The 22,372-nt window shown below is 36.4% G+C and carries 20 protein-coding genes and 1 pseudogene; 12 read left to right on the top strand and 9 right to left on the bottom strand.

Annotation, left to right across the window (positions count from 1 at the left end; genetic code table 11):
• The first annotated feature begins 701 nt into the window (after positions 1-701).
• Genes U860_RS0128290 through narI form a run of 4 tightly spaced genes read left to right on the top strand, consistent with a single transcriptional unit; the run spans position 702 to position 7,107 of the window.
• Positions 702-4,385 (top strand): nitrate reductase subunit alpha, encoded by a 3,684-nt coding sequence (locus U860_RS0128290; protein ID WP_025151141.1) that lies wholly within the window; start codon positions 702-704, stop codon positions 4,383-4,385.
• Positions 4,375-5,850 (top strand): nitrate reductase subunit beta, encoded by a 1,476-nt coding sequence (gene narH, locus U860_RS0128285; RefSeq protein ID WP_025151140.1) that lies wholly within the window; start codon positions 4,375-4,377, stop codon positions 5,848-5,850. Before U860_RS0128290 ends, narH begins: the two co-directional genes overlap by 11 nt.
• A 19-nt stretch (positions 5,851-5,869) precedes the next feature.
• Positions 5,870-6,400, top strand: a complete 531-nt coding sequence (narJ, locus tag U860_RS0128280) for a nitrate reductase molybdenum cofactor assembly chaperone (protein ID WP_025151139.1) — start codon at positions 5,870-5,872, stop codon at positions 6,398-6,400.
• Positions 6,401-6,417: 17 nt separating this feature from the next.
• Positions 6,418-7,107 carry a respiratory nitrate reductase subunit gamma gene (gene narI, locus U860_RS0128275; RefSeq protein WP_025151138.1) on the top strand — a complete coding sequence of 230 codons (690 nt, stop codon included), beginning with the start codon at positions 6,418-6,420 and terminating at the stop codon, positions 7,105-7,107.
• A gap of 119 nt (positions 7,108-7,226) precedes the next feature.
• Here narI and U860_RS0128270 read toward each other — a convergent pair whose 3' ends face one another.
• A complete protein-coding gene (locus U860_RS0128270) occupies positions 7,227-7,919 on the bottom strand; it encodes a Crp/Fnr family transcriptional regulator (RefSeq protein ID WP_025151137.1) in 693 nt (230 codons plus the stop codon).
• 385 nt (positions 7,920-8,304) lie between these two features.
• Here U860_RS0128270 and moaA point away from each other — a divergent pair, with 385 nt between their 5' ends.
• From moaA to U860_RS0128235, 7 genes are all read left to right on the top strand, one after another.
• Positions 8,305-9,318, top strand: a complete 1,014-nt coding sequence (gene moaA / locus U860_RS0128265; RefSeq protein WP_025151136.1) for a GTP 3',8-cyclase MoaA — start codon at positions 8,305-8,307, stop codon at positions 9,316-9,318.
• Positions 9,319-9,335: 17 nt separating this feature from the next.
• Entirely contained in the window at positions 9,336-10,349 is a 1,014-nt protein-coding gene (locus U860_RS0128260) for a molybdopterin-synthase adenylyltransferase MoeB (RefSeq protein ID WP_025151135.1), read from the top strand.
• Positions 10,350-10,392: 43 nt separating this feature from the next.
• On the top strand, positions 10,393-11,682 hold the full coding sequence (gene glp / locus U860_RS0128255; protein ID WP_025151134.1) for a gephyrin-like molybdotransferase Glp: 1,290 nt from the start codon (positions 10,393-10,395) through the stop codon (positions 11,680-11,682).
• Positions 11,683-11,773: 91 nt separating this feature from the next.
• Entirely contained in the window at positions 11,774-12,244 is a 471-nt protein-coding gene (locus tag U860_RS0128250) for a molybdenum cofactor biosynthesis protein MoaE (protein ID WP_002171623.1), read from the top strand.
• A complete protein-coding gene (gene moaD / locus U860_RS0128245; RefSeq protein ID WP_025151133.1) occupies positions 12,241-12,474 on the top strand; it encodes a molybdopterin converting factor subunit 1 in 234 nt (77 codons plus the stop codon). The genes U860_RS0128250 and moaD overlap by 4 nt, the downstream gene beginning before the upstream one ends.
• Before the next feature lie 80 nt (positions 12,475-12,554).
• On the top strand, positions 12,555-13,724 hold the full coding sequence (gene narK / locus U860_RS0128240; RefSeq protein WP_025151132.1) for a nitrate transporter NarK: 1,170 nt from the start codon (positions 12,555-12,557) through the stop codon (positions 13,722-13,724).
• 56 nt (positions 13,725-13,780) lie between these two features.
• Complete coding sequence (locus tag U860_RS0128235; protein WP_025151131.1) at positions 13,781-14,284, top strand: hypothetical protein; 504 nt, start codon at positions 13,781-13,783, stop codon at positions 14,282-14,284.
• Positions 14,285-14,509: 225 nt separating this feature from the next.
• Here U860_RS0128235 and U860_RS0128230 read toward each other — a convergent pair whose 3' ends face one another.
• The 7 genes from U860_RS0128230 to ric form a co-directional block, all read right to left on the bottom strand.
• Positions 14,510-14,983 carry a precorrin-2 dehydrogenase gene (locus U860_RS0128230; protein ID WP_025151130.1) on the bottom strand — a complete coding sequence of 158 codons (474 nt, stop codon included), beginning with the start codon at positions 14,981-14,983 and terminating at the stop codon, positions 14,510-14,512.
• Positions 14,976-15,686 (bottom strand): sirohydrochlorin chelatase, encoded by a 711-nt coding sequence (locus tag U860_RS0128225; RefSeq protein WP_025151129.1) that lies wholly within the window; start codon positions 15,684-15,686, stop codon positions 14,976-14,978. The genes U860_RS0128230 and U860_RS0128225 overlap by 8 nt, the downstream gene beginning before the upstream one ends.
• Positions 15,683-17,107, bottom strand: a complete 1,425-nt coding sequence (locus U860_RS0128220) for a uroporphyrin-III C-methyltransferase (RefSeq protein WP_025151128.1) — start codon at positions 17,105-17,107, stop codon at positions 15,683-15,685. Before U860_RS0128220 ends, U860_RS0128225 begins: the two co-directional genes overlap by 4 nt.
• Positions 17,108-17,165: 58 nt before the next feature.
• A complete protein-coding gene (gene nirD / locus U860_RS0128215; protein ID WP_025151127.1) occupies positions 17,166-17,483 on the bottom strand; it encodes a nitrite reductase small subunit NirD in 318 nt (105 codons plus the stop codon).
• A 14-nt stretch (positions 17,484-17,497) separates the two neighbouring features.
• A complete protein-coding gene (gene nirB, locus U860_RS0128210) occupies positions 17,498-19,903 on the bottom strand; it encodes a nitrite reductase large subunit NirB (protein WP_025151126.1) in 2,406 nt (801 codons plus the stop codon).
• Positions 19,904-20,252: 349 nt separating this feature from the next.
• Positions 20,253-20,942 carry a Crp/Fnr family transcriptional regulator gene (locus U860_RS0128205; protein ID WP_025151125.1) on the bottom strand — a complete coding sequence of 230 codons (690 nt, stop codon included), beginning with the start codon at positions 20,940-20,942 and terminating at the stop codon, positions 20,253-20,255.
• Between the two features lie 150 nt (positions 20,943-21,092).
• Positions 21,093-21,800, bottom strand: coding sequence for an iron-sulfur cluster repair di-iron protein (gene ric, locus U860_RS0128200; RefSeq protein WP_025151124.1), 708 nt, complete (start codon positions 21,798-21,800; stop codon positions 21,093-21,095).
• 113 nt (positions 21,801-21,913) lie between these two features.
• Between ric and U860_RS36680 the strand changes: the two are divergent.
• Positions 21,914-22,033 (top strand): annotated as a pseudogene (locus U860_RS36680) (glutathione peroxidase); the annotation flags it as partial.
• A 36-nt stretch (positions 22,034-22,069) separates the two neighbouring features.
• On the opposite strand, the gene U860_RS32165 reads toward U860_RS36680, so the two are convergent.
• Positions 22,070-22,372 (bottom strand): excalibur calcium-binding domain-containing protein (locus U860_RS32165; RefSeq protein ID WP_025151123.1); only part of this gene is annotated, 303 nt, incomplete at its 5' end.

Genomic DNA, 22,372 nt, shown 5'->3' with positions numbered 1-22,372 from the left:
CGTAATCCTCCTAATTTTATTATCGTTTTCTAATTCATTTAGTGGAAAATAGAATTTAGGTTAAAGAAAAGTAGTTCTTTCATTTTATTGCAGTATGATAGTAATCTAAGAGGTAATTCGTAATGGTATTATATAAGTTCATATTGAGAACTTATATGTAAAAAAATCATGGTGATATACTTTAGGATTTCTATGTCCTCAAAGGAAATCCTAATCTTAATTTTAAAAATATTCAGATTATTAATCTAGGTTACATCTAGTATAATTGTTGTCGTAACCAAGGGCAACACAGAAAATAATGATTTCTAGGTTTCTGTAAAATATGTCTTGAAATAAAATAGTATGGTTGAAGAAAAATAAATTCCTTACATACAATTTATAATCGTTTCCTTATAGCATTATAGAAATAATATCAAAACTCTTTTTAATATATTTATAAAGAAAAACGTAGGAACTTTTCCTACGTTTTTTCTTTTGTAAAGTAGATGATTCCTCCACTTACTAATTCCCTAATAATTACGATTGACCATAAACCTTCGCAACGAAACAAAGAAACCTTTGTATACGAATATTTTCTTTCAAACTTATTTTTTTATGAATTTTTGACAATCTCTTGAACTGTGCGAAATGTCACATCTGTATTTTACAATCTCTCTTATAGTAAGGGTATGTAAGAGAGACGTATTAGAGGAGTGAACAGTATGAAGAAGAAACCTTCAGCACTAATGAGACGTTTAAAATATTTTTCACCAATAGATCGTTATAACGATAATCATACACAAGAAACATATGAAGATCGTGAATGGGAAAATGTGTACAGAAAGCGTTGGCAGCATGATAAAGTAATCCGTTCTACACACGGTGTGAACTGTACTGGTTCTTGTAGTTGGAACATTTATGTGAAAGATGGAATTGTAACATGGGAAGGACAAGAGCTTAACTATCCAACAACAGGTCCTGATATGCCTGACTTTGAACCACGAGGATGTCCGCGTGGAGCGAGTTTTTCTTGGTACATTTATAGTCCACTTCGTGTGAAATATCCATATGTACGTGGTGTTCTTTGGAATATGTGGCAAGAGGAACTACAAAATAATAAATCACCACTAGATGCTTGGAAAAGCATTGTGGAAAACCCTGAAAAAGCACGTGCTTATAAGCAGGCACGTGGTAAAGGGGGATTCATTCGCGCGAATTGGGATGAAGTTTTACAACTCGTTTCTGCTTCATTACTTTATACAGTAATTAAATATGGTCCGGACCGAAATGTTGGTTTCTCACCAATTCCAGCTATGTCGATGTTAAGTCATGCAGCTGGTAGCCGTTTTATGCAACTTATGGGTGGGCCAATGCTTAGTTTCTATGATTGGTACGCTGATTTACCACCAGCTTCTCCGCAAATTTGGGGCGATCAAACGGATGTACCAGAAAGTAGTGACTGGTATAACTCTGGCTACATTATGACATGGGGTTCAAATGTACCGATGACGAGAACACCAGATGCCCACTTTTTAGCGGAGGTTCGATATAAAGGAACGAAAGTGGTTTCTGTAAGTCCTGATTTCGCTGAGTCTACAAAGTTTGCTGATGATTGGATTAGTGTGAAACAAGGTACAGACGGTGCACTTGCGATGGCAATGGGGCACGTGATCTTACAAGAATTTTACGTAGATAAACAAGTGGAATACTTCACAAAGTATGCGAAGCAATATACTGATTTTCCTTTCTTTGTCACATTGAAACAAAAAGGAGATCAATTCGTTGCTGATCGTTTCTTAAATGCTTCTGATATTGGACGTGAAACAAAGTTAGGGGAATGGAAACCTGTGCTTTGGAACGAGAACACGAATGATTTTGCAACACCTCATGGCACAATGGGGTCACGTTGGGATAACGAAAAGAAATGGAACTTGCGTTTAGAAGATGAACAAACAGGTGAAAAGATTGACCCACGTCTTTCTTTACTTGGAATGGAAGATGCTGTTGGAACGGTGCAAATTCCGTACTTCTCTGATGATGGAAATACAATATTAGAACGTACAATTCCAGTGAAAAAAGTTATGACAGAAGAAGGCGAAGTGTTCGTTACAACTGTATATGACTTAACGTTAGCAAATTACGGTGTAAACCGAGGACTTGGTGGGCAAGAACCGAAAGACTTCAATGATGATGTGCCGTTTACACCTGCATGGCAAGAGAAAATGACAGGAGTGAAACGAGAGCTTATTATTCAAATCGCTCGTGAGTTCGCACAAAATGCTGTTGATACAAATGGTCGTTCGATGATTATTGTCGGAGCTGGTATTAATCATTGGTTTAACTCTGATACGATTTATCGCGCAGTTTTAAATCTTGTTCTTCTCGTTGGAGCACAAGGTGTAAACGGCGGCGGTTGGGCACATTATGTTGGTCAAGAAAAATTACGACCAGCAGAAGGATGGCAAACAATTGCGATGGCAAAAGATTGGCAAGGGCCACCGAAATTACAAAACGGTACATCTTTCTTCTATTTCGTAACAGATCAATGGCGCTATGAAGATACACCTGTTGGACATTTAGCATCACCAGTTGAGGGCAACTCTCGTTATCAACATCACGGTGATTACAATGTATTAGCAGCACGACTTGGCTGGTTACCTTCATATCCAACGTTCGAGAAGAATGGGATTGAATTATATAAAGAAGCTGTTGCTTCTGGTGCAACAACGCAAGAAGAAATCGGAAAATACGTTGCACAAAAGCTAAAAGAAAAAGAACTGAAATTTGCGATTGAAGATCCAGATAATAAAAACAACTTCCCGCGCAACTTATTCGTATGGCGTGCAAACTTAATTTCAAGTTCCGGTAAAGGTCACGAATATTTCTTAAAACATTTATTAGGTACAACAAATGGATTAATGAATGACGATAGTGATTCATTACGACCAGAAGAAATTAAGTGGCATGAAGAAGCACCTGAAGGGAAGTTAGATTTACTCATTAATTTAGATTTCCGTATGGCTGGAACAGCGCTTTATTCTGATATCGTCTTACCTGCTTCAACTTGGTATGAAAAACATGATTTAAGCAGTACAGATATGCATCCATTTGTACATCCATTTAATCCAGCAATCGGTTCACCGTGGGAAGCACGCTCTGACTGGGATATTTTCACCTCTCTTTCTAAAGCTGTGTCAGATTTAGCGAAGAAAATCGATCTTGAACCAATGAAAGAAGTCGTTGCAACACCACTTCTGCACGATACGCCGCAAGAATTAGCGCAACCACTTGGCAAGATTAAAGATTGGAGTAAAGGTGAGTGTGAACCGATCCTAGGTAAAACAATGCCGCAAATTCATGTTGTCGAAAGGGATTATAAAACGATTTATGACAAAATGACAGCACTTGGACCAAATGCCGGAAAACAACCGATTGGTACGAAAGGGATTTCTTGGTCTGCAGAAACAGAATATGAGCAATTAAAGAGTCGCTTAGGAGTTGTTCGAACGGATTCTATTGCGAAAGGGTGCCCAGACATAAAAGAAGCAATTAATGCTGCTGAGGCGGTATTAACACTTTCTTCTACAACAAACGGTCATATGGCTGTAAAAGCATGGGAAGCACTTGAAAAACAAACCGATTTAAAACTACGTGATTTAGCAGAAGAACGTGAAGAAGAATGCTTCACATTTGAACAAATTACAGCGCAGCCTAAAACAGTAATTACTTCTCCGGCCTTTACGGGTTCTGAAAAAGGTGGACGCCGTTACTCACCATTTACAACAAATGTGGAACGTCTTATCCCTTGGAGAACGATAACGGGTCGACAATCTTTCTACTTAGATCATGACATGATGAAAGAATTTGGTGAAACGATGGCAACATTTAAGCCAATTCTGCAACATAAACCGTTCCGCAAATCACGACCTGAAGTAGAAGGAAAAGAAATTACACTAAACTATTTAACACCGCATAATAAGTGGTCGATTCATAGTATGTACTTCGACTCATTACCGATGTTAACGCTGTTTAGAGGTGGTCCAACTGTTTGGATGAATAAAGAGGACGCTGCTGATGCTGGCGTTGCAGATAATGATTGGATTGAGTGCTTTAATCGTAACGGTGTTGTTGTAGCACGTGCGGTTGTAACACACCGTGTACCGAGAGGAATGGCATTTATGCACCATGCGCAAGATCGCCACATTAACGTACCTGGTACGAAATTAACTAGTAACCGCGGGGGAACGCATAATAGTCCAACTCGTATTCACGTTAAACCAACACATATGATTGGTGGATACGGCCAATTAAGCTATGGATTTAACTATTATGGTCCAACTGGGAACCAGCGCGACTTAAACGTTGTAATTCGCAAACTGAAGGAGGTAGATTGGCTTGAAGATTAAAGCGCAAGTCGGAATGGTAATGAATCTAGATAAATGCATCGGCTGCCATACTTGTAGCGTAACATGCAAAAACACCTGGACGAATCGTCCAGGTGCTGAATATATGTACTTCAATAACGTAGAAACGAAACCTGGAATTGGTTATCCAAAACAATGGGAAGATCAGGAGAAATACAAAGGCGGATGGGAATTGAAAAATGGTGAAATTCAGCTGAAATCCGGTTCGAAAATGAAGCGTCTTATGAACATTTTTCACAATCCAGATCAACCAACAATTGATGATTACTTTGAACCTTGGAACTATGATTATGAAACATTAACAAATAGCCCGCAGCGTAAGCATCAACCAGTTGCTCGTCCGAAATCAGCAATTACAGGCGAATTTATCGACAAAATTGAATGGGGTCCAAACTGGGAAGATGATTTAGCAGGCGGACATATTACAGGATTACAAGATCCGAACGTAAAGAAAATGGAAGAAGAAATTAAAACGGATTTTGAAAATGTCTTTATGATGTATTTACCACGCATATGCGAACATTGTATGAATCCATCTTGCGTATCGTCTTGTCCATCTGGCGCGATGTATAAACGTGAAGAAGATGGGATTGTTCTTGTGGATCAAAATGCATGTCGTGCATGGAGATTTTGTGTATCATCTTGTCCGTATAAAAAAGTGTATTTTAACTGGCAAACAAATAAAGCTGAAAAATGCACAATGTGTTTCCCTCGTATTGAAGCTGGTATGCCAACAATTTGTTCTGAAACATGTGTAGGACGTATTCGATATATTGGAGTAATGCTATATGACGCTGACAAAGTAAAAGAAGCGGCTTCTGTTGAAAATGAAAAAGATTTATATGAATCTCAGCTTACTGTTTTCCTAGATCCAAATGATCCAGAAGTAGCAGCTGAAGCAAAAAAACAAGGCATTCCTGAAGAATGGATGAAAGCGGCACAAGAGTCACCAATCTATAAAATGATTATCGATTGGAAAATTGCTCTTCCTCTTCATCCAGAATACCGTACAATGCCAATGGTTTGGTATATTCCCCCGCTTAGCCCGATTATGAATATGGTGGAAGGGAAAGGTAGTAACTGGCAAGCAGAAGAGATTTTCCCTGCTATTGATAATATGCGTATTCCAATTCAATATTTAGCAAATTTACTCACTGCAGGAGATGAATCACATATTCGTCTTACATTGAAAAAAATGGCTGTCATGCGAACACATATGAGAGCATTGCAAATTAATAAAGAACCAAATGAAGCTGTATTAAAAGAACTTGGTTTAACGAAAGAAGATGTAGAAGATATGTATCGTCTTCTTGCTATCGCGAAATATAAAGATCGCTTCGTCATCCCGACGTCTCACCGCGAACAAGTTGCAGATTTATATAGTGAACAAGGAAGCTGTGGTCTTTCCTTCGCGGGTGGCCCAGGCTCTTGTACGACAATTTCATAAATAAAGGGGGCAGAAAATTATGAAACAAAGTTTACAAACTGCTTTTTCTTGTTCTTCTTTTCTTCTTTCCTACCCGGAACTTGGGTGGGGAGAAGCTTTAACTGAATTACAAGAAGAGATTGAAGCAATTGAACAGGAAGATGTTAAAGCATCACTTACAGCATTTATAAAACAAGCACTGGATAAAACGAACGATCAATTAATTGATTCTTACGTATATACATTCGACTTTGGTAAAAAGACAAATATGTATTTAACTTATATGAACACTGGTGAACAAAGAGAAAGAGGTATTGAATTATTAGAGTTAAAACAGCATTATAAAAAATCTGGTTTTAGCGTAACAGATAAAGAACTCCCTGATTATTTACCGCTTTTGCTTGAGTTTTTTGCAAATGCAAATGAGCAAGATAGTGAACCAATCATGAGTAAATACAAGGAGAATATACAAGCATTGCACGGGCAGTTAAAAGAAGCAGACTGTATGTACGAACCAATTCTTGCAGCCGTACTCCTAGCTATCGACGCCTGGGGAGTACAAATGAATTAGAAAGGAGAGTTGTCAAAATGATGGATCAATTTCTATGGGTGTTATTTCCCTATATCATTTTTGCAATCTTTATCGGTGGACATATTTTCAGATACAACTATGATCAATTTGGATGGACATCAAAATCTAGTGAACTATTAGAGAAGAAAATGCTCCGAATCGGAAGTCTATTATTCCACTTTGGGATAATGTTCGTAATTGGCGGTCATGTTATGGGGATATTAATTCCAGAGTCCGTATACCGCTCAATAGGGATTTCTGAGCATATGTACCATATAGTTGCAATTAGTTTCGGACTTCCGGCAGGTGTTGCTTCTATCATCGGTTTAATTATATTAACGTATCGCCGTTTAACAGTAAAACGCATCATTGCAACGAGTACAAAGGGAGATTATATTGCGCTTATCTTATTACTTATTGTAATGCTGGCAGGACTTTCCTCAACGTTTTTAAATATCGACTCAAAAGGGTTTGATTACCGTACAACAATTGGTCCATGGTTCCGAAGTCTCTTTATTTTCCAACCGAAAGTTGAATATATGATGGAAGTACCTGTATGGTTTAAAATTCATATTATTGCAGGGATGGGGCTTTTCGCAGTATGGCCATTTACAAGACTTGTACATGTATTTAGTGCCCCAATTAAATATTTAAGCCGTAGTTATGTAATTTACAGAAGACGTATTCCTAATGAATTGAAAAAATAATGCTGCTGTAAATGGATAGGAGCTAACGGCTAACATGAAACGAGGTCTAATGGAAGGCCTCGTTTTTTATATAAGAGATAATTGTGTGCATGAAAAAAGAGTAGCATCTATATAAGATGCTACTCAATGCTACAAATAGAGGCAGAGCAATCTTCACAAGAGATTTCACATTTTAGGAATTGTAAATCATGAATTGTAATCTTTCCTTTATAAATAGAAATCGTCCCTTGCTTTTTTAAATCATTTAACATTCGATTTACACTTTCGCGCGAAGTTGCACAGAAGTTCGCAAGTTCTTGGTTTGTTAAGGGTAAATCAATGAGAATCCCATTTTCTTTTAAAATACCATAACTGTTTGTCATTCGAATGAGAGTAGAATATAGGGCACCTTTTTTGCCGTGTAATACTAAATCTCGGAACTTCGTTTGCATTCTTCTTAAATGTTCACTAATCCATTTCATAAATTCAAATACAAGAGCGGGCTTTTGGAGTAATGCTTTTTCTAAGGCTTCACGCTTTATAACTCCTACTTCAACATCTTCAAGGCATTTTGAATTTAATAAATACTTCGCATTGTCCGTGAACAATGTTAATTCTCCAATAATGTCATATTCCGAACAAATACGAAGTGTTAATTCTTGCCCGTCAGCACTTAGTTTACTAATTTGTACTTTTCCGGAGTGGATGATATAGAGTTCTGTTGCTTCCATACCTTCTTGAAAAATAAAACTTCCTTTTTTAATTTGCATTTTATATTCAACAGATGCAAGTAATTCTTTTAAATCTTGAGATAATGTCATACTGTTTGCCACAGCGATCACCTTTCTTCTTATAAGCAATACATTTCCTATTGTGAATGTAAGTATGATGAAAATGCAAGAGCTATTTTTAAAAATAAAGTAAAATTTCAATGACCGTAAGGAGGGACAGTCTTAAATTTCTAAACGGATACTTACAGTAAGGGAATATATGACTCTAAGCTTTTGGTTTAAGAAAAGATAAACAATAAAAAATTTCAATGTGTATAGAGAATAGGTCGAGATGTGAACAAAATTCGAACGGATTTGTGAAGAATTTTTGAATGGGGAAAGTAATGTGAGAAAAGTCACATTGAATATGTAGCTTCTTTTTTATAATGAAGGCAAATAAAAAATTTGAAAGCTTACTAAGGATTTGATTAGAAAAGAAGGGATATAGATGCACGAGAAGATGAAAGATTCTTTAGAGCGGCCACTTCAAGATTTACGTATTTCAGTTATTGACCGTTGTAATTTTAGGTGCACGTACTGTATGCCAGCGGAAGTGTTCGGACCTAATTACGCTTTTTTACAGGAAGAGTTTTTATTAACGTTCGATGAAATAGAACGATTAGCGAGATTATTTATAAGTATGGGAGTTGAAAAAATTAGGCTTACTGGCGGTGAACCTTTATTGCGTAAAGACTTACCGAAGTTAATTGCAAGGCTTGTAAAGCTAGAAGGCTTAACAGATATTGGACTCACAACAAATGGTATTCATTTAGCAAAACAAGCGAAGGCATTAAAACAAGCAGGATTAAAACGTGTAAATATTAGCTTAGATGCGATAGAGGATCACGTCTTCCAAAAAATTAATGGACGAAATGTAAGCACAAAACCTGTATTGAAAGGAATTGAAGCGGCTAAGGCAGCTGGATTAGAAGTAAAGGTAAATATGGTCGTAAAAAAAGGGATGAATGATAGTCAAATTCTTCTTATGGCTCGTTATTTTAAAGAACAAGAAATTCAGCTCCGTTTTATTGAGTTTATGGATGTGGGCAGTACGAACGGCTGGAACTTTGAACAAGTCATTACGAAGGAACAATTAATAGAGAAAATTAATCGTGTATATCCGATTGAGCCCGTTAAACCTCGTTACTTTGGAGAAGTTGCGAAATTGTATCGATATGTAGGTAGCGATGTAGAAGTTGGATTTATTACTTCAGTCTCTGAGTCTTTTTGTTCTTCTTGTACGAGGGCACGTATTTCGGCAGACGGCAAGTTTTTTACGTGCCTATTTGGAACGAAAGGAACGGACTTACGAACGCTTCTTCGAGAAAATATTTCGGATGCCTCACTATTAAAAATTTTACAACATATATGGGAGTTTAGAAAAGATCGGTATTCAGATGAGAGAACGGCGGAAAGTACAAATAAACGTCCAAAAGTTGAAATGTCTTACATTGGTGGATAACGAAAGGAGAATTCCATATGAAGGAGCGTTATTCAAGGCAAGTATTATTTTCTGGAATTGGTGAAATGGGACAAAGAAAAATAAGAGAAAAGCATGTGCTCCTAATCGGTGCCGGTGCACTTGGCGCTGCAAATGCAGAAGCTCTCGTTAGGATGGGAATTGGGAAATTGACAATTGCTGATCGTGATTACGTCGAATGGAGTAATTTACAAAGGCAGCAGTTATATACAGAAGAAGATGCGCAGCAGTGCAAACCAAAAGCAATTGCAGCGGCAGAGCATTTAAGAAAGATTAATTCTGAAGTAGAAATTGTGTCAGTTGTAACGGATGTCACAGTGCAAGAAATGGAAGAGTTAACAAAAGAAGTGGATCTCATATTAGATGCGACTGATAATTTTGATACGCGACTACTTATAAATGATATTTCACAAAAAGAAAATATACCTTGGATATACGGTGGATGCATTGGAAGTTACGGTGTAACGTATACAATTCTTCCAGGGGAAACACCGTGTTTTCGCTGCTTAATGGATCATCCTATGGGTGGTGCAACATGTGATACAGCAGGAATCATTCAGCCAGCTGTACAAATGGTCGTTGCTCACCAAGTGACAGAAGCGATGAAAATATTGGTGGATGATTTTCAGTCGTTGCGAGGAACAATGTCATCATTTGATATTTGGAACAATCAATATCTCTCATTAAAAGTAAATAGGCAGAAAAAAAGTACATGTCCATCTTGTGGAAATGTACGCACGTACCCAAGTTTAACATTTGAATCACAGATGAAAACTGAAGTGTTATGCGGGCGGAATACCGTTCAAATCCGTCCAGGAATAGAGAAAACTCTTAATTTAGAAGAAATTCAAAATCGCTTACAAAAAAGTGTGAATGTCCAAAAAACTCCGTATTTACTATCGTTTCTAATTGATGAATATCGTTTTGTTTTATTTACAGACGGTAGGGCATTTATTCATGGGACAAATGATATGAAAATAGCAAAACGATTATACGCAAAATATATAGGATGAACAGAAAGAAAGTTTCTCCTTATCAAAATGAGGTGAAAAAAGAATGGTAGAAAAACGTATACCAATTCCAGTGGCAGAAGCAGTCGCACGTGTAATGGAGTACGCTCATCGAGGTGAAACTGAAAAGGTTTCACTTATAGAAAGCTATGGAAGAATTCTTGGAGAAGATGTTGTTGCGGATCATGATGTCCCGCATTTTGATCGCTCTCCATACGACGGTTTTGCGATTCGAGCGGAAGATACAAAAGAAGCAAGTAGCAGTAATCCGATTCAGTTCGAAGTTATTGGTGAAATTGGGGCTGGTTTTGTTTTTACAAAAGAGGTGAAAGCATTTCAAGCTGTACGTATTATGACAGGAGCCGCAATTCCAGTGGGCTGTGATGCCGTTGTTATGTTAGAGCTAACGGAAGGGTTTGAAGAAAACGAAAAAACATATATGAAGTTAAAACGCCCTTTCGCCTCTGGTGATAACATTTCTTTTAAAGGAGAAGATGTAAAACAAAACGCCCTACTTGTGAAAAAAGGGACTGCTATTAATCCTGGAGTAGCAGCGCTTCTTGCTACATTTGGTTATAGTTCAGTAAATGTTGTAAGACAGCCGGTTATTGGGATCGTAACAACAGGAAGTGAACTTTTGGAAGTACAAGAGCAACTGAAGCAAGGGAAGATTCGAAATAGTAACTCCTATATGATAGCCGCTCAAGTTGAACGAGCAGGTGGAATTGTACGGTATTATGGACAATTCGTTGACGATTTAGAGACGTGTTATAACACTGTAAAAAAGGCGATGAAAGAAGTTGATATTTTAATTACAACTGGTGGTGTTTCAGTAGGAGACTACGATTATTTACCTGCTATTTATGAGAGATTACAAGCTAATGTACTTTTCAATAAAATAGCGATGCGACCAGGAAGTGTGACAACTGTAGCTGAGCTAGAAGGAAAACTATTATTTGGTCTATCTGGTAATCCTTCTGCTTGTTATGTCGGATGTGAATTATATGTTCGACCAGTCATTCAAACATATTTGCATAGGAAAGATCCGCATGTATATCGTGCAGAAGCAATTTTACAAAAAGACTTTCCGAAAGCAAACCCATTTACTCGTTTTGTAAGAGGAAAAGTGGAAATTGTAGATGGTCAATTGCAAGTTATACCAGTTGGTTTAGATAAATCTAGTGCAATTTCTTCACTTGCAGATGCGAATGCATTTATCGTTTTACCGGGTGGAACAAGAGGATTTGAAGCAGGAATAACTGTTTCTGTACTGTTATTAGAATCAAACGTAGGAAGCGAGTGGCCATGGGAAGAACCACTTCGATCATACAAATAGTATAAAAATAGATTGATGGATTTTCCACAGATTAGGATCCCATTTAGTGATCTATGTAAAAAATGTTTTAGACAAAGATAAGAGGTGCAAGATGACACATACGTATTATGAAGTAATTGATACACCTATTTCGATTGAAGATGTTACAAGTAAAGTAATTCGGCGTGAGTGTGGTGCTGTTACTACTTTTATTGGTACTGTCAGAGAATTTACGAAAGGACGCCGTACGCTATATTTAGAGTATGTGGCTTATAAGAATATGGCGGAAAAGCAGCTTGAGAAAATTGGTATCGAAGTAGAAGAGAAGTGGCCTGGGACATATGTGGCAATTACACATCGCATTGGTACATTGCAAATTTCTGATCTTGCCGTTGTTGTCGCCGTTTCTACACCACATCGGAAAGCAGCTTATGAGGCGAATGAATATATTATGGAACGTATTAAACAAATTGTTCCGATTTGGAAAAAGGAGTTTTGGGAAGATGGTGAGTCATGGATAGGTGATCAGTTAGAGAAAGTAGCATATGTAAATGGTGAGCCTGAAAAGGAGATGAGAAGATGATTGACATACTATTATTTGCAAATTTGCAAGAAGAAGCAAGTAAGTCAACGTTGCAAATAGATTGTGAAAATATTACGGTTGCTGAGGTAAAAGATATTCTTATAAAGAAATACAACGTAGTAATTTCAAACGAAATTATGGTCGCTATAAATGAAGAATATGTAAATGAAGATGACATAATTCAAACTGGTGATGTTGTAGCAATGATTCCGCCAGTAAGTGGTGGTTGATTCTTTTCAGTCTAATCATGTTAGTACGTGATTAGACTGGAGGGAATTAATATAACTATGCATACATAGGAGGGAACAGGATGAAAAGTCCTAATTTTCAATTAAGCTTACAAACTTCTAATCTAGTTATCGGTTTTATGGTATGGGTCATTTTATCATCATTAATGCCTTATATTAAAGTGGATATTCCATTAACTGCAGGACAAATTTCTATGGTCACAGCAGTACCCGTTATTTTAGGTTCTATTCTTCGCATTCCAATTGGTTATTGGACAAATCGTTATGGAGCAAGAAAATTATTCTTTATTAGTTTTATTCTCTTATTATTCCCTGTCTTTTATATTAGTGTTGCCAATTCTATGATGGATTTAATTATTGGTGGCTTATTTGTAGGAATCGGTGGAGCTGTTTTCTCGGTAGGGGTAACTTCTTTACCAAAATACTTTCCGAAAGAGAGTCACGGTTTTGTAAATGGTATTTACGGTGTCGGTAACGCAGGAACAGCAATTACTTCCTTCTTAGCACCTGTTATTGCAACTTCAGTTGGCTGGAGAACAACTGTACAGTGTTATTTAGTTTTACTTGCAGCATTTGCACTTATGAACTTTTTATTAGGCGATCGTAAGGAGAAAAAGGTGAATACACCATTAATAGAACAAATAAAAGGTGTATATAAAAATGGAAAACTTTGGTTTTTATGTATCTTTTACTTTTTAACATTCGGATCATTTGTAGCATTCACAGTATATTTACCAAACTTTTTAGTATCTCACTTCGGATTAGAGAAAGTAGATGCAGGTATGCGGACAGCAGGATTCATCGTATTAGCAACAATGATGCGTCCAGTCGGTGGTTGGCTTGGTGATAAGTTTAATCCATTTAAAATATTAATCTTCGTATTTATCGGCTTAACACTATCTGGTATTATTTTATCATTTATGCCTAGTATGAACGTGTATACATTTGGTTGTTTACTAGTTGCATTTTGTGCAGGTATTGGAAATGGTACAATTTTCAAACTGGTTCCAATGTACTTCTCTGAACAAGCTGGGATTGTAAATGGACTTGTTTCAGCTTTAGGTGGACTAGGAGGGTTTTTCCCACCATTAATTTTAACGTTACTATTCCAACTAACAGGTCATTATGCAATTGGATTTATGGCATTGTCAGAAGTAGCACTTGCTTGTTTAATCATTACAGTGTGGATGTATAGCCAAGAGAAGCTGTTAGTGATGTTAAAGAATAATTAATAAGAAAAAAAGGATGTCTAGTAGAGGCATCCTTTTTTTTACTTGAACAAAAGAGAATGAATTGTTTTATTAATAACAAGTCTCTTTTCGTAAATAATGTTGCTTTATTGCATAAGAATTTTATCCTTATTGATTTTATGAGATTTTTACGCATAATTGTAACTAAGGGAGATGATTCCAAGTTGAGTAAACAGAATATCAGCACAACAGTTTCAGGAGATTTAATTGTTACCCATCTAATTGGCAAGATAAAAACAGATGATGTTTATGAATGGTTTAATGGCTTTGAGCAGGTTTGTCAGCAATTCATTTCCGAGGGTCGGAAATACAAATTGTTGGTGAATAGAAAAGGATACACGCCAAATCATTTTTCTGTTCAAAAAGTATGGAAAGATAAGTTCTTCAATGAAACCATTTTGAATCACAGTAAGGCAATTGCGTTTCTCCTTGAAGAAGGGGAGATAATGAATTATTTACAACAATCCAATACAAAAGAATCTGTAAAATTTTTTGATGATTATGAACAAGCGCTAATTTGGTTGAATGAATATCCAATATAAAACCTTTATTGAACCAGTTGCTCTCAATAAACTGTTTTTTTATGCCGTAATGTTGCAGTTGTCATAAAATTCACTTGCTTACAAGTTTCCAACACCATTATTTTTCTTCGCAGATTCTTGTCCAATTGCTTGTGCGATTCTAAAAAACGAAACCAAAACAAAAAGAACAAACGCCTCTAAAAAACGTTTGTCCAAAGTTAATTACTATTTTAGCTAAGAAATAGATTACAATTTGTGAGTACGAGAAAGTCTTTTTATAAGATTAGGAAGGACAGAAGTTAATTCTTGTTTCATACGCTTCGTAAACGATGGATCTTTACCTGAAGTTGAAATAGTTACAACATATTCATCATTTCGTATGACGCCAGGTGTGTGAAATGATGATGCTGTACCATCACTTACAACGTTAACCCATTGGAAATCATGGGCGGCCTGTTTGACCATCAAATTTACAGTATGTTGATTTGTTGCCGCATAAATAAGATGGGCACCTTTAATGTCATCATTAGTAAAAGTTTTTTGCTTCCATGTAATATAAGGAAGCTCCTTCATTTCCTCACAAATCTCTGGGCTAATAACTGTGACAAGAGCACCTGTATCTTTTAATCCAGCCGCTTTTCGATATGCAATTTTACCACCACCAATTATAACAACTACTTTTTGATCTAGATTAAACATAAGAGGGTACATGCTATACATACACACATTCCTCCATTCGTTCTAATAATGCTAACTTCATATATGTATCAAACTGAAGACAATTACAAGTTGTAACGTGATCATATTTTTTTGTGTGCAATTTAATTTTTTGAAGCAACAATCCAGTAAAGAGAAGGTACGGCATAACATATACATGGGAAGTATTCGATGTTATATTTTTGAGCTCAGCGGTAAAAGAGGGAGTTCCTTTTGTTAAAAAGGAACAAGATACTGGCATACCGAGTTTTCTTTCGACAGCTGCACCAATTTGTTGTAACTCATATATGGGCTGAGGATCACTACTACCTCGTCCCACGAGCAGAACGCTACTACCTTGCATTGGCATAGTTTCACGTATGCGTTTTACTACAAGTTCAACCATACGTGGATGTGTACTAAAAGGTGGTGCAACTGAAAATGTTATATGTGGATATTTCTTTTGTATTTGCTCTATCTCAAAAGGAATATCACGTTTATAATGAGCAGCTGCAAATAATAAAACAGGTACAATCATTATTTCAGTTGCTCCCTCTATTACCGCTTCTGTAACTGCATCTTGAATGGTAGGAGTTGTGAGTTCAAGAAAAGCTATTTTTTGAATCCTTTCGTTACGTTCTTTCATAACAGAGTGAATAAAGTGAATGAATTGTTCGTTACCTTTTTGTAATCGGCTACCGTGTCCAACATATACAATTCCTTTCATTGTCTCACCATATCCTTATTCGTAATAATGTCTTGTAATGGATGATCTACGTTATGAAACCCGACTTTATTCGCATAGTGTAAAGTTGGAACGTCTGTATACGAGAAGGGAAGAGTAAGAATATGCATAAAGCCAAGACGTTTTACTTCTGCTAGAAACGTATCAATTGAAGCACGCCCTTCAAATACAATGCTATCCCATGAGAATTCAGAAAGCATACGTGAATGAATTTCATCGAAGCGATTATCAATTGTATACTCATGAGTCATCATATAAGAACCAGCACCAATTTTTTCTTGAATAAAAGCAATTCGGTTAATGTTTCGGCCTAAATAAATAGTAGAATGAGAAGAAAACTGTGCAGGTTTACTTAACAATCCATATTGCGTAAGCTTTTCTTGAACGGAAAGGTTCATATATTGAAGTTCCGCGTGTAAGGAACGAATATCTTTATGATGTTTACTGCATGATCGCATCAAGATTTCTATACTTTCAGCAGAACAAAATACAAGGCGATCAACGCTAAAAATCTCATTGATTTGTTCAGAGGTTAATGTGTATTCTTTTTTTTTGAAAGTTGGAATTTGATATATTTCTGCACCGCATTCTTGTAACATTTGTTTTATTGAACTTTCTTTATTTGTTGAAGATGCAAATAAAACTTTCTTGCCATGCAATGGTTTACGTTCTTTCCAAGCGATTTGGTTACGCAGGGAAACGACATCACCAACAATCGTCATCGAAGGGTTAGTAATATTTTCGTTTTTGACGTTATGAACAATTGTTGATAGTGTCCCTGTGACAACGCGCTGCTTTCCAGTTGTACCCCATTCAATGACTGCTACTGGCGTATCTTCTTTCTTTCCTGTTTGTAGTAAGTTTTCGCAAATTGTAGGTAAGTTTTTTATACCCATGTAGTAGGCGATAGTGTCGCTATTGTGGGATGAATTGAATTTTCCATGATCGGTTAAAGGACCTTTTGAATGTCCAGTTAATAAAGTTACGCTATTACTGTAGTCACGGTGGGTGAGGGGGATACCTGCGTAGCTACTAGCGGCGATGCTAGATGTAATACCTGGTACAATCTCGTATGGAATGTTCGCTGCTGCTAAAGTTTCTGCTTCTTCACCAACACGGCCAAAAATCGATGGATCTCCACCTTTTAAGCGGACAACAATTTTCCCTTCTTTCGCAAATTGAAGGAGGTGTGCGTTAATCATTTCTTGTCGCATAGTATGATTCTTTGGCATTTTTCCGCAATAAATAAGTTCGCATGTTTCTTTCGTATAACTAAGAAAGGTAGGATTCAATAAGCGGTCATATAAGACAATATCTGCACACTTTAAGCAATCTATCGCTTTTTTTGTAATTAGCCCTTCATCACCTGGTCCTGCACCAACTAAATATACATATCCGTTCATATTCGCACCTCGTCTATTTTGATTTAAAAGGAAGCCAGGGGAGGCTTCCTTTTGTAAATTACATATATATATAAATATTTTCGTCAATAACTTCTACTTCGTACGTTTGAATACAACCGTCATCAGGTTTTTGAACTTCACCTGTTATTAATGAAATTTTCCAATCATGCAGTGGACAAAAGACGAATTCCCCAGATACAATCCCTTCTGCTAATGGCCCATTTTTATGTGGGCAACGATTTTCTACAGCTCGAATATCGCCATTTGAGAGACGAAATAGGGCGATAGACATACCTTTCATTTGCACCTCTTTACCGATTTGAATAGGAAGGTCTTCTGCACGCATAACTTTTATTTTTTCTTTCGTTTGTAACATATAATGCACGCTCCTTATTTTACAGTTTCTACTTCATACATCGCTTTTAATGATTTTGTTTCTAGTGCTTGTCCCCATGCTTCCGTATATGTGCTACGAGCTGTTTGGAAACGCTCATTTAGCATCGTGACCATACTTGTATCTTGTAGTATTGTTTTTATGTGATCGAAGCCTAATCGTTCTGTCCAATAGGCAGTACGTTCTCCGTAAATACCAGTTTCACGATAAAATTGCATGTAAGCTGTTGCGATGCGAAGAACATCGTCTTCAGTAGGGACAATCATTACAAAATCAGCTTCACGTACTTCCGTACCACCATTTCCGCCGATATAAAGTTGGAATCCATTTTCGACACAGACAACGCCAAAATCTTTCGTAAGTACTTCCGCACAGTTACGTGGACAACCCGTTACACCCATCTTCATTTTATGAGGTGTATCTACCATTTCTAATGATTGTTCAAGTAACATACCAAGTCCTAATGAATCTTTCGTACCGAAACGACAGAAGCGAGAACCAACACATGATTTTACATTACGAAGAGATTTTGAATACGCATATCCAGAAGTCATATTTAAGTCAGCCCATACGTTAGGTAAATCTTGTTTCTTAACACCGTATAAGCCGATTCGGCTCGCACCTGTAATTTTCACAAGAGGGACGTCATATTTTTTCGCAACTTCAGCAATTTTCATTAAATCATCTGCTGTTGTAACGCCTCCGTACATGCGTGGAATAACAGAAAATGTACCATCATGCTGGATGTTACCATTCATTCTTTCATTAACGAAACGGGATGATTTATCATCTGCATATTCTTCCGGAATCGCCATACACAAATAGTAATTTAAAGCAGGGCGACATTTTGAACATCCGTCTTCATGTGCAAAACCAAGTACATTTCGTACTTCTTTTGGAGATTTTAAACCTTTCTCATGAATTGTCGCTACGACTACATCACGTGATAACGTTGTACATCCACACATACCAATAGATTGTGCAGAGGCATCAAAAGCATCTCCAAGTGTATGAGATAAAATTTGTTCAACAAGTGGACGACATTTACCACAAGATCCTGCGGCTTTCGTGCATCCTTTTACTTCTTCAAAAGTAGTTAATTCTTGTTCTAAAATGGCATGAACTATTGTGCCTTTCGTAACACCGTTACATCCGCAAACAGTGTCATCAGCACTCATAGTAGCAACGTTAAGTTCACTTTCTTCACCAGCTTTGTGAAGAAGGGAAGCTGCTGTATATTCTTGTATGTCTTCTTCTTTCTTTAACATGCTAAAGAGGCGTGTACCATCAGCGGTATCACCATATAAAACAATACCAACGACTTTATTGTCACGAATTAATACTTTTTTATAGGAACGTTTACATTCATCAAAGATTGATATTGCTTTCGTTTGATCATCTTCATAAATTTGGCCAGCAGAGAATAAGTCACAACCTGCAACTTTCAATTGTGTACCAACGATACTGCCCGCATATCCAGCAGTTTGTAAATGTGTTATATGTTTTGCTAATACTGCACCTTGGTCATAAAGTGGTGCAACAAGTCCATATGCAATACCGTCATGTTCTGCACATTCTCCAACCGCATAAATGGATTCATCATTCGTTTGCATATAGTCATTGACTACAATACCGCGATTTACAATTAAATCAGCATCTTTTGCTATTTGGGTATTCGGACGTATTCCAACAGCCATCACGATTAAATCACAATTTACAATTTCACCATCTTCAAATTGAATGCCCTCGACATGATCTGTTCCAAGAATCTTCACAGTTTTCTTTTCCATAAGAAATTTCATGCCTTGCGCTTCTAAATCTTCACGCAGTAAGGAAGCAGCTTTGGAATCTAGTTGCTGCTCCATTAAGCTCGGCATTAAATGAACAACATGTACATCCATCCCTAAGTCAATGAGGCCTCTTGCGGCTTCTAAACCAAGTAATCCACCGCCAATGACAACTGCTTTTTTATAGTCTTTAGCTCTGTTTATCATAAATTGTGTATCTTCAATTGTTCGAAATCCTGTCACACCAGGAAGGGTGGAACCTTCAACAGGTAATATAAAAGCACTAGATCCTGTTGCAATAATGAGTTTGTCGTATGTAAGAGTACGATTTTTTTCTGTAACAATGACTTTTTCTTCTCGGTCAATACTTTGAACTCTTTCGTTTGTATATAAAGTTATTTCATTTTCTTTATACCAACTATATTCATTCATAATAATGTCATGCATATTTGTTTTGCCTTGAAGAACATGAGAGAGCATAATACGATTGTAGTTTGGATGCGGTTCATCTCCAAAAATAGTAATATCATATAAACTACTATCATGTTTTAATATTTCTTCCATACAGCGTATTCCAGCCATACCATTTCCGATCATAACCAAACGTTTTTTCATATTCATTTCCCCTTTTATGTGAAATGTTGAACAAATAATTATATTTCCATTATAGAAAATCAAAATATAGGGAGATGTGATATTTATCACATTTTTATAATGATTCACAAATTGTTAAAATTCGGATTTATATGAAGGAAGAAAAGAAAAGGATATTTGGTTATGTGGACAGATAGCCAGATTGAATTGGAAGTATAAAGGGGAGATGGATGCTTAATAGTCTATGGGGGACCACTGATTAGAAGTTTTATTTTATGAGAGAATACGTTTTTTAGTGGCATTAAAGAAGAGAGAAAGGAGGAATAATCAATTGGGAATGAAGAATCCTCCGTTGAGAAAGTTTCATTTTTTAAAGGATTTCTGCTTCTAAAGCATTAGGGTCAATTATGTAACAGCCATTTTCATCGAGAACAATTAATTTTCTTCGTTTTAATTGACTTATTGTACGACTAACTGTTTCTCTTGAGGATCCAATCATATTGGCGAGCTCTCGATTTGTAAATTGTGTTTTTAATGTATAAGTATCATTTATCTGTGTACCATTTGATTTACATAAACGAAGTAATAACATAATAATTTGTTCATACGTATCATGAAGAATTTGTTCTTCTAATCTGTTTTGAAGGTCCACAATTTTTTCTCCTAGAACCTTAAATAATTTTATACATAATTCAGGGTACTGAATCAAAATCTTCTCAAAATCAGCGATTGGTGTAACGATTAATTGAGCAGTTTCAATTATTTCAGCATGAGCCGGAAAGACACCTCGCCTAAAGAAACCAGCGTGTGGGAACATTTCTTCAGCTTGAAGTACAGCCACAATTTGCTCTTTTCCAGTTGTATCAGTTTTTTGAATTTTTACTTTCCCTGAGTGGATAAAGAAAACACGGTCAAGTGGCTCACCTTGCATAAATACAAATGACTTAGATTTATATGTTCGTAAACTTGAAATATCTACAATAGGCTGTAGTTCTTCTTCTGAAAGTTCTTTAAAGAGGAAGACCTCTCGTAAATGTTTTTTAATCATTTCTTCATTCATAAATACAACTCCTTAATGCTAACTGATATATTTCTTCGATAAATTAAATTATATCAAGCTCTTCAGTGAAATAGTGGGGGGAAGTGTGAATGTTTTTTACACAATGAAAAAGCAGGACATGAGTATTTATACTCATGTCCTGCGCTTTATTTATGCTATCGTAATTGCACGCGGAAATAAAATGTTATTTTCTAAATGAATATGCTCAAATAAATCAGATTCAAGAGCTTCAAGGCGCTGGTAAACAAGTCGATAAGTGCCGCAAGCTCCTTCTGGAGGTGTAAAGTCATTTGTCACTTTACGAAGTTCTTTAATAATATTGCCAGCATGATTATGTTCATTTTCCAACGCATCTACTACTTTACGTAATTTTGCATAGTTTTCATCAGTTGGATTTTGTTCGAATTCTAAAATTAATGGGAAATCTTCCGTTTCTTCTTTAATTAAATGCTGTTCTAATTCAATCTTTAGTTCATGAAATAGCTTATGAATTTGAGCTAAATGAGGCTGACCTGCCCCATGAACACGTAATACTTTAGTCACATATGGACTTAACTGTGGCAACTCTTCATTTAAATAGCGATGATGCTTATTTATAACGTAATCAATCAATTCGCGATAAGAAGCAGTTTTCCAATCAATTTCAGATTCGTTTAATAGTTTCGTATTATGATAAAGAGTGTTTAACTCTGTGATAATCTCTGTTGCTGATAAATTCCGCTCATTAATAGCATCTATAAGTGGTCTATTACCACCGCAGCAAAAATCTATTCTATATGATTTAAAAAGATCACTAGCCTTTGGAAATTGTGTAACAATATCACCAATAATAGAAGTCTCAGTAAATGTATGCTCCATATGAATGCCTCCATAAAGTTTAAATTTAATATCTAAATGTAGAATAGCAGTAATTTAAAATCTATTTAGTGATATACATCACTTATTATGTGTTAATTACATCATTATTCGTTATGAAAGTAGTGAGCTGGAACTTTAAGAGGATTCTAATTCAAAAGGAGGGGGAAGTAATAGGACGTTTTGTACCAGAGACGAAGCCCGTGGATTTAGAAGTGGAAATTGAGGAAGTATAATAAAAAAGAAGCTCCTAATGAGCTTCTTTTTTATTATTATCTCTCACATGCGACTCCATCGCCATCACGATCAAGTTTAGAGCTATATCCTGGTTGACCTTTATATAAAGGAGCTTTTCCAGCATTTTTAACTTCAGTACAATTTTTGTAATATGTATTACTATTGCTTCCAGCAACTGGTTGTGTTTGACTTTGCTGTGCTTTTTGTTGTTCCTGTTGTACACGAGCTTGCTCAGCAGCTTGACGTTGTTGCTCTTCTTGTTGTTTACGGGCTTGCTCAGCAGCTTGACGTTGCTGTTCTTCTTGTTGTTTACGAGCTTGTTCTTCAGCTTGACGTTG

The organism is Bacillus sp. H1a (genome assembly GCF_000633475.1).
GTDB classification, from domain to species: domain Bacteria; phylum Bacillota; class Bacilli; order Bacillales; family Bacillaceae_G; genus Bacillus_A; species Bacillus_A paramycoides.
Note: the sequence above shows the minus strand (reverse complement) of the source record. Positions and strands in the feature narration are given on the sequence as shown.

Bases quoted from the DNA above. Each gene is read 5' to 3' on its own strand.
- U860_RS0128290 (WP_025151141.1), top strand. From the start codon at position 702: ATGAAGAAGAAACCTTCAGCACTAATGAGACGTTTAAAATATTTTTCA.
- narJ (WP_025151139.1), top strand. From the start codon at position 5,870: ATGAAACAAAGTTTACAAACTGCTTTTTCTTGTTCTTCTTTTCTTCTT.
- narI (WP_025151138.1), top strand. From the start codon at position 6,418: ATGATGGATCAATTTCTATGGGTGTTATTTCCCTATATCATTTTTGCA.
- moaA (WP_025151136.1), top strand. From the start codon at position 8,305: ATGCACGAGAAGATGAAAGATTCTTTAGAGCGGCCACTTCAAGATTTA.
- U860_RS0128260 (WP_025151135.1), top strand. From the start codon at position 9,336: ATGAAGGAGCGTTATTCAAGGCAAGTATTATTTTCTGGAATTGGTGAA.
- glp (WP_025151134.1), top strand. From the start codon at position 10,393: ATGGTAGAAAAACGTATACCAATTCCAGTGGCAGAAGCAGTCGCACGT.
- U860_RS0128250 (WP_002171623.1), top strand. From the start codon at position 11,774: ATGACACATACGTATTATGAAGTAATTGATACACCTATTTCGATTGAA.
- moaD (WP_025151133.1), top strand. From the start codon at position 12,241: ATGATTGACATACTATTATTTGCAAATTTGCAAGAAGAAGCAAGTAAG.
- narK (WP_025151132.1), top strand. From the start codon at position 12,555: ATGAAAAGTCCTAATTTTCAATTAAGCTTACAAACTTCTAATCTAGTT.
- U860_RS0128235 (WP_025151131.1), top strand. From the start codon at position 13,781: ATGAATTGTTTTATTAATAACAAGTCTCTTTTCGTAAATAATGTTGCT.
- U860_RS0128230 (WP_025151130.1), bottom strand. From the start codon at position 14,983: ATGTATAGCATGTACCCTCTTATGTTTAATCTAGATCAAAAAGTAGTT.
- U860_RS0128225 (WP_025151129.1), bottom strand. From the start codon at position 15,686: ATGAAAGGAATTGTATATGTTGGACACGGTAGCCGATTACAAAAAGGT.
- U860_RS0128220 (WP_025151128.1), bottom strand. From the start codon at position 17,107: ATGAACGGATATGTATATTTAGTTGGTGCAGGACCAGGTGATGAAGGG.
- nirD (WP_025151127.1), bottom strand. From the start codon at position 17,483: ATGTTACAAACGAAAGAAAAAATAAAAGTTATGCGTGCAGAAGACCTT.
- nirB (WP_025151126.1), bottom strand. From the start codon at position 19,903: ATGAAAAAACGTTTGGTTATGATCGGAAATGGTATGGCTGGAATACGC.
- U860_RS0128205 (WP_025151125.1), bottom strand. From the start codon at position 20,942: ATGAATGAAGAAATGATTAAAAAACATTTACGAGAGGTCTTCCTCTTT.
- ric (WP_025151124.1), bottom strand. From the start codon at position 21,800: ATGGAGCATACATTTACTGAGACTTCTATTATTGGTGATATTGTTACA.